This window comes from Xanthomonas sp. SHU 199 (assembly GCF_000364665.1).
GTDB lineage: Bacteria > Pseudomonadota > Gammaproteobacteria > Xanthomonadales > Xanthomonadaceae > Xanthomonas_A > Xanthomonas_A sontii.
The window spans coordinates 1-517 of the sequence record NZ_AQOI01000565.1 but is presented as its reverse complement, the minus strand read 5'-3'; the positions used below and the strand labels follow the sequence as shown (position 1 = coordinate 517).

The 517-nt window shown below is 63.1% G+C and carries 1 protein-coding gene; it reads left to right on the top strand.

All coding sequences use genetic code 11. The annotated features are described in order from the left end of the window. A partial coding sequence (locus D183_RS25040; RefSeq protein WP_039728242.1) for an RHS repeat domain-containing protein occupies positions 1 to 517 on the top strand: 517 nt, incomplete at both ends.

The following is a 517-nucleotide window of genomic DNA, read 5'->3' as shown; positions in this document are numbered from 1 at the left end:
CGAGACCTGGGCGCTGGGCTACGCCTACGATGCCAATGGCCACCTCACCGCGCATCGCTATCCGTCGGGACAGACGGTGGACTACGCGCCCAATGCATTGGGACAACCCACCCAGGCGGGCAGCTACGCCACGGGCGTGAGCTACTACCCGAACGGGGCGATCAAGCAGTTCAGCTACGGCAACGGCATCGTCCATACCATGACGCAGAACGCGCGCCAGTTGCCGGATACCAGCCGTGACGCCTACGGCGACACCGCTTTCCTCAGCGACGGCTACGACTACGACGCCAACGGCAACGTTGCCGCGATCAGTGACGGCGCTACCGGTCGTGGTGGACGCGGCAATCGTGACATGACCTACGACGGGTTGGATCGCCTGATTTCCACCAAGTCGGCGATGTTCGGTTCCACACCCGCAAGCTACAGCTACGACGTCCTCGACAACCTGACCCATGTCGTGGCGCCCGGTCGGGATCAGTACTACTGCTACGACGCCAACTGGCAGCTTACCAACGTC